Origin of the sequence: Geomonas sp. (genome assembly GCF_035254065.1) — a bacterium.
Taxonomy (GTDB): domain Bacteria; phylum Desulfobacterota; class Desulfuromonadia; order Geobacterales; family Geobacteraceae; genus Geomonas.
Map to the genome: position 1 here is coordinate 1 of NZ_DATFBA010000166.1, position 6,110 is coordinate 6,110.

The window sequence follows — 6,110 nt, forward strand, 5'->3', positions numbered from 1 at the left end:
ATTGCCGTGCCGGACGTGGGGCCCGGCGGAGACGTCAAAGGCGATCGGCTCTCCAAGCCTGATGACCAGTAGGGGAGGATGACGGGGGGGAATTGAAAGGGGCGTCATGCCGCAAGAAAAGCATGACGCCCCTTTTTTTCCAAGATGGCGGGACCTACTCCTTCATCGCCCTCACCAGCAGTTCGTAATCTTCCAGGAGCGACTGCAGGTCTTCCTCGTGCTCCACCTCCTGCTGGAGTATGGTCAGCACCATGTTGTAGGTGACCGGGTCCTTCTCCCTGGTCAGGTCCAGCAGTCGCTTGTAGACGCCGATGGCGCACTGCTCGCCCTTGATGTTCTGCTGCAGCAGCACCTTGACGAAGGGATCGTCGGGGGCATCGTAGCCGCAGTTGCTGTGCTTGTACCAATCCTCCGGTCTGGTGATGGGCGCGCCTCCCAACTGGATGATGCGCAGCGCCACCATGTCGGCGTGCGCCAGTTCCTCGGTCGCGTGCTGCAGAAGCTCAGCTCCCACCGCGTCCTTCATCGGGCCCTTCACCACCTTGGCGCCCAGCCAGTACTGGTAATAGGCGAACCACTCGTCACAGTACGCCTTCTGAAGCAGTCCGAGCAACTCATCAACGTTCATGCCGATTATTTCGCGTGCCTTGGATCCCATTGATTCCTCCTTTTATACGATCAATTATCTGAGTGATTGGCCCCCTACCTCATCGAGTGCAGGCCGATCATATTCCCTTCGCTGTCGAGTACGATGGAGATGAAGCCGTATTGGCCGATGGAGAATTTCGGCTTTTGTACCTTGCCACCGGCGCCGGCCACCCGCTCTTGTTCCACCGCGCAGTCGTCGCAGCTGAAGTAGACCAGGGTGGAGTTCCCGCCGGAGGATACGCCGCTCATCTTCACCAGTGCGCCCCCGGCGCCGTAGGCGGTGCGGTCGCTGGGGAACGACCACATCTCGAGCTCGGCGGGTGGCTCCAGCCTCTGCAAGGTCACCTGGAATACCGCCTCATAGAATTTCTTTGCGCGCTCCATGTCCTGAACGTAGATTTCAAACCAGCCTGCGGGATTTTTCATGGCGCTCTCCTCTCTGTCGTTGCGGCACTGCCTGAGCCGCCGCCTGCAAAATGATAGCGTACATCGTCCACCCCGCAACAGCGGGGGAACGATTAGCGGAGCTTTCAGCTATCTCTTCATCCTTCACTCTGCTTAAGGTGTAAAATACCCTAAGAACTGTAATAGACCGGGAATGCCCTAGCCTACGATGTCAAGGGGACTGGATGAGAGGAGATTGGAGAAGATGGCTACTGTGACATGCAGCGAGCTGAACGTTCTTCTGTCAGAAGGCAAGGCTGTTGTCATCGATGTGATGACTCCTGAAGACTACACGGCCTGTCATATAGCAGGTGCCAAGAATGCCTGCATCTACGAGGTGGTATTCCTGGATAAGATGCAGGAATGTGTCCCGGACCAGGGATGCCCGATCGTGGTGTATGACGTGAGTGGAACCACCAAGGCGGCGGAAATGGCGAGGGAGCGGCTGGCGGAGGCCGGCTACCGGGACATCTCCACCCTGCAGGGGGGGCTCGATGCCTGGCGGGCGGCGGGACTTGCCGTGGAAGCGGCCGAAGGGGGCTTCCTGCCGGAGCCCTCTATCCAGGACGGGCTGTACCGGGTGGACGCCGAGAGGAGCTCGCTGGAGTGGATCGGCCGGAACTTCAACAACCGCCACCTGGGGAGGATCGCCATAACCGCCGGTAACCTCCAGATCCGGAACGGGCACCCCTCGGAAGGAAGCCTGACTCTGGACATGGAGAGCATCACCAACCTGGACCTGCAGGACCAGAGCTGGCGCGAGGTGCTGATCAACCATCTGAAATCGGACGACTTCTTCTCGGTGAAGAAGTTCCCGACCGCCCGCTTCAACCTGGGTGGCTGGATCCCGCAGCCGGGCGGGAACAGGGAGGCTTCTTTAGGGCTCGCGACGGGGAAATTGACCATCAGAGATGTCACCAGGACGGTGAGCTTCCCGGCAGCCATCTCGCCGCAGGCGGACGGCAGCATCAAGGCCCACGCCCTGTTGGACTTCGACCGGACGCTTTGGAACGTGAACTACGGCTCGGCGAAGCTGTTCGAGCGGCTCGGCATGCACCTGGTGCACGATTTCATCACCGTGGAACTCTTCGTGGTGGCGGTCAGGTAAGGCGTAGTCAATCGGTTCTGGCAGCTCGTACCGACTTGTCGTAGAGGTCTTTCAGGTTTCCGCGGGGATCGTACTTCTTTTTCAACGCGTGATAGTACTCGCCGTCGTAGTGGCGCCAGAAGGTGTCACGGTCGTAGAAGGCTGTCGAGTACAGGCTCTTGCGACCGTTGGTCTTGTCGACCCACTGCTCGACCTGACGGTTGAAGTAGCCGTCTTTTTCGCCCGGGGGGAGGGGCACCACGTCCCAGAACCCGAAGTTGACGTACAGTTGGCCGAAGGTGAGGCGGTAGGTGGGGTAGACCTCCGGAGACGCAGGACTGGTCGGACAGATCCAGACCGGAGTGATGCCGATCTTTTCCTGGAAGAAAGCGAGGAATTCCGGAGCGCGTTCCACCGGTATCTGCACATCCTGGATCACCGATTCTTCCTGTCGTCCGATCCCCCGCAAGCTTTGGAGCTTCTCGGAGAAGTGGTACTTGCGATTCCACCCCATGATCTTCCAGTACGCGGTCGAGTGCAGCCAGGGGCGGACCAGAAGACGGACGGCCGGCTTCTGGACGCCGAAGTTGGCGCTGCACCAGAACCAATCGGTGTCCCATCGCCAGATGTAGTCGTAGGCTTTCAGATAGTCGATCTCCTTCTCGGCGATCGACCGGTAAAAGATCTGCATGTAGGTGTAATCGGAGAGAAAAGGAGCGGCGTCCACGAAGCGCGCGGTGGTCAGGTACATGGTTCCTGCATCGAAGACGGTGCCGTCCACGAAATCGAAGGCGTCGCCGCTGCACGCTTCCTGAACGGCGCTGAAAAAGCGCCCGGCATCGCTGAATTTCCGATGCCTCAGTTCGACGTACGGCTTGGCGCGGACCAGTTTCACGGTAAGTTTCAGGGCGTAGCCGAGCGTCCCGTAGGTGTTCGGGAAGCCGAAGAAGAGATCCTTGTGCTGGTTGGTCCTGGAGCAGTGGATGACATCGCCCGCGCCGGTGAGAACATCCATCTCGCTGACCGTTTCGTGAACCAGGCCGTGGCGAAAGGAGGACGACTCGATGGCGCCCCCCGCCATGGCGCCGCCGATGGTGATCGATTTCAGCTCCGGAACCACCGCCGGCAGCAACCCGTGCTTCAGGGTCTCCTTGGTGAAATCGTCGAAGGTGGTCATCCCTTCCACTTCCGCGAGCAGGCGCTCCGTGTCGATGGAGATGACCGCGTTCAGGTCGGTGACGTCGATCAGCCGCTTCGCTTGTTGGCGGCTTCGGAACAGGTTGGAGGTCTTCTTCCCCAGCCCGATGGAGGCGCCGGTTTCCAGCGCCGCCTTGAATTCAGCCATCACCCGCGCCTTCTTCCGCTCATAGCTCTCCAGGTTGTCGGTCATCGCTATTCTCCAGTTTCGACCCCACCGCCATCACGTCCCCCCCTTGATAAAGGGGGGACAGGGGGGATTGCTTATTCTTCCTTGCGGCGCCCCGCATGGTGGTGGAGAGGTGGCGGCGCCGACCGCAGTTCCCCCTCCCCTCCCCCTTCGGGTGAGGGGATAGTCGGAGCATACAGGAAAGGCGGCTATGCGAGCCGCCTTTCCCTCCCCGCTGTCTCCGACCTTGTCAGGTGCCGATCAGGCTGGGGGTGCAGATGAATCTATGATAGTGAGATCGATCGTCACAGGGGACGCATTCGAAGTTGCTGTCGATCCGTGCTCTCTCAACGGCGCACCCGTTCAGGGTCAACGAGCACATATGCTCGTAATGCGCCATGCTGCTACAGCATTTTTCCATACCTTTCACCTCTTTGTCGTACCTCCATTTACTCCTTCTCGCTTCTTTTATTATAAAGCTTTTTTCTTTTCTGGAGAAGTGGAGGGTCTGCCGGGGGAAGACAGCCAGATCTGTCGCCCTGTGAGCAATTGACTTCGTCTCGCCGGCGGCTAACCTTGGGAAGAATTAATATCCTGGGTTGAAGGAGATGGCTATGAGATTGCTGCCGGCTTTGCTTGTTGTACTCGTGCTGGGCGGGACCGCCTCGGCGTTGGAGGTAGCAGGGGTCCAGGTACAGCCTGCCGTCACCGTCGACAACCACGTGCTGAAGCTGAACGGCAGCGGGGTGCGCAGGAAGTTCATGGTGAAGGTTTACGTCGGCTCCCTGTATGCCACCCGGCCCGTGAGGACGCCGGCGGAGGCTTTGAGCGACAAAGGCGACAAGCTGATCAGGATGAACTTCCTGTACTCGAAGGTTGAGCGGGAGAAGATCGTGGAGGCGTTCCAGGAGGGGTTCCGCAACAACTCTCCCCAGGTTGCCGATACTCCGGAGGCCCGCAGTTTCCTGGCTCTTTTCACCGGTGACTTCAGGCGCGGCGACCTGGTCGACCTCACCTTAGGCGGCGACGGGACCGTCACCGTGAAGCACAACGGGCGCCTCCTCGGGACGGTGCATTCCCCGCGCCTGGCGGTGGCCATCCTCGCCATCTACCTTGGGGACAAGCCGGCCGACGAGGGGTTGAAGAAGGGAATGCTGGGCGGCGAATGATGGGGGCGACCATGCGGGGGAAAGAGCAGCTGTATGAAGAGGCCAAGGCTGCCGTCGCCGCCTTCCGCGAACAGGTCCGGCATCGGGGCGCCTACCGGATCGTGCGGCAACCGGACGGCGTGGTGAGCATGTGGGACCTGGTCGGCAGAGAGGCGGAGCCGTTCGAGATGACCTTCGCCGAAGCTGGCCGCATCAGCTATCAAATCGAGAAGATGTCGCCGGAATTCGCGAAGGGGGTGATCGCCTACCTGCGCGGAGAGATGGAGAAGGGGGGAGGACGGAGGCGCTAGAAGGACTTGGACCAGAGCAGGGTGATGTTGCTGCCCCGTTCGCCGCTTCTCAGGATGCTGGAGTCGTAGGTGTATTCCAAGGTGAGCTCGGACTTCAGGAAAAATCCGCTGGTGAACCCGGTGGTGACGGCCTGCCCGTGTTCGCGGGTGAAATTGCCGGCGTTCGTCACCACGAACTCCTCCCGGTTCACGTTGGCGTAGGTGCCGCGCAGGTGCAGATATGAGAAGGAGAAGATCTCCCGCCGGTATTCCACGGAGGTGATCACGTAATCGGAAACCGGAAACTGGCTGAACATGGCGCCGGGAAAGACCTGGCGCTCCATGTCGTCGGCCTCGGAAGGTATGGGGCCGCCGCCGATGCGGAAGGTGGAGAAGCGGTCCAGGGTGCCGTAGGGGGCGAAGCCGCCGTGGACTGAGAACAGCAGCCGGTTCTTCTCGTCAAGGCAAGGAACTGCGGTGGCCACCGTCACGTATCCTGACAGCCTCAGGTAACTTTGGGTGGCGGACTTGCTCATGGGGGAGCCGCCGTAATTGGCGTCCGACCAGTGGCCGCGGGTGAGGTAGAGGGCGTCCATGCCGGTGGCGAAACCTTGGTGGGGCAGTTCCATCAGGTTGCGACGCATCCCGTCGTATCTTGCCCGCAGCATCGGGCCGTACACCAGGGTGTCGGGCGGCAGCACCACCCAGGGCGCGGTATCGCTGGTGCGCGCCGAATAGAGGTACCCCAGCTGATAAAGGAGCTGTACGCGCAGGTCGTTGTCCACCTTGAACGGCGCGACCGGGTGCCGCCAACCAACGCCGACGCGCCCATTCACCGATCCCCACCTGATAGAAGTGCCAGTGACCTCTTGGCCATCCTCGATCTCCTTGGAGGGGAAGGGGATGGTGTTGTTGTCGAACCCCGCCAGAAACTGCAACTCATCGTGACTCTTGGACAGGTCGAACTCATTCACGAAGATGCTGAAGACTCCCCGCATCCTAAGGTCATCGTAGCGGTGCTTGTAGTAGAAGGCGCCGATCGGGATGAAGGTGTGCCCGGCCAATTGGGGGAAGAAGAGCGAGCCCCCCAGCACCAGTGCTTTGCTGTTCTCCCGGTTGCGAGCGGG

The 6,110-nt window shown here is 60.4% G+C and carries 7 protein-coding genes; 3 read left to right on the plus strand and 4 right to left on the minus strand.

The window, feature by feature from the left end; genetic code table 11:
• Positions 1-154: 154 nt before the first annotated feature.
• Both VJ604_RS07955 and VJ604_RS07960 read right to left on the minus strand, forming a co-directional pair.
• The gene (locus VJ604_RS07955) at positions 155-658 is read right to left on the minus strand and encodes a ferritin-like domain-containing protein (protein WP_324081367.1); all 504 of its coding nucleotides are present in this window, start codon (positions 656-658) and stop codon (positions 155-157) included.
• A gap of 44 nt (positions 659-702) precedes the next feature.
• Positions 703-1,074: a VOC family protein gene (locus VJ604_RS07960; RefSeq protein WP_324081368.1), complete on the minus strand. Its 372-nt coding sequence runs from the start codon at positions 1,072-1,074 to the stop codon at positions 703-705.
• A 223-nt stretch (positions 1,075-1,297) separates the two neighbouring features.
• Between VJ604_RS07960 and VJ604_RS07965 the strand changes: the two genes are divergently transcribed.
• Positions 1,298-2,200, plus strand: coding sequence for a YceI family protein (locus tag VJ604_RS07965; protein ID WP_324081369.1), 903 nt, complete (start codon positions 1,298-1,300; stop codon positions 2,198-2,200).
• A gap of 7 nt (positions 2,201-2,207) precedes the next feature.
• On the opposite strand, the gene VJ604_RS07970 is transcribed toward VJ604_RS07965, so the two are convergent.
• Entirely contained in the window at positions 2,208-3,569 is a 1,362-nt protein-coding gene (locus VJ604_RS07970) for an FAD-binding oxidoreductase (RefSeq protein WP_324081370.1), read from the minus strand.
• A 590-nt stretch (positions 3,570-4,159) separates the two neighbouring features.
• Between VJ604_RS07970 and VJ604_RS07975 the strand changes: the two genes are divergently transcribed.
• A complete protein-coding gene (locus VJ604_RS07975) occupies positions 4,160-4,714 on the plus strand; it encodes a chalcone isomerase family protein (RefSeq protein WP_324081372.1) in 555 nt (184 codons plus the stop codon).
• Positions 4,711-5,004, plus strand: coding sequence for a hypothetical protein (locus tag VJ604_RS07980; RefSeq protein ID WP_324081373.1), 294 nt, complete (start codon positions 4,711-4,713; stop codon positions 5,002-5,004). Before VJ604_RS07975 ends, VJ604_RS07980 begins: the two co-directional genes overlap by 4 nt.
• On the opposite strand, the gene VJ604_RS07985 is transcribed toward VJ604_RS07980, so the two are convergent.
• Positions 5,001-6,110 (minus strand): hypothetical protein (locus VJ604_RS07985; protein ID WP_324081374.1); only part of this gene is annotated, 1,110 nt, incomplete at its 5' end. The two genes, VJ604_RS07980 and VJ604_RS07985, sit on opposite strands and share 4 nt — an antisense overlap.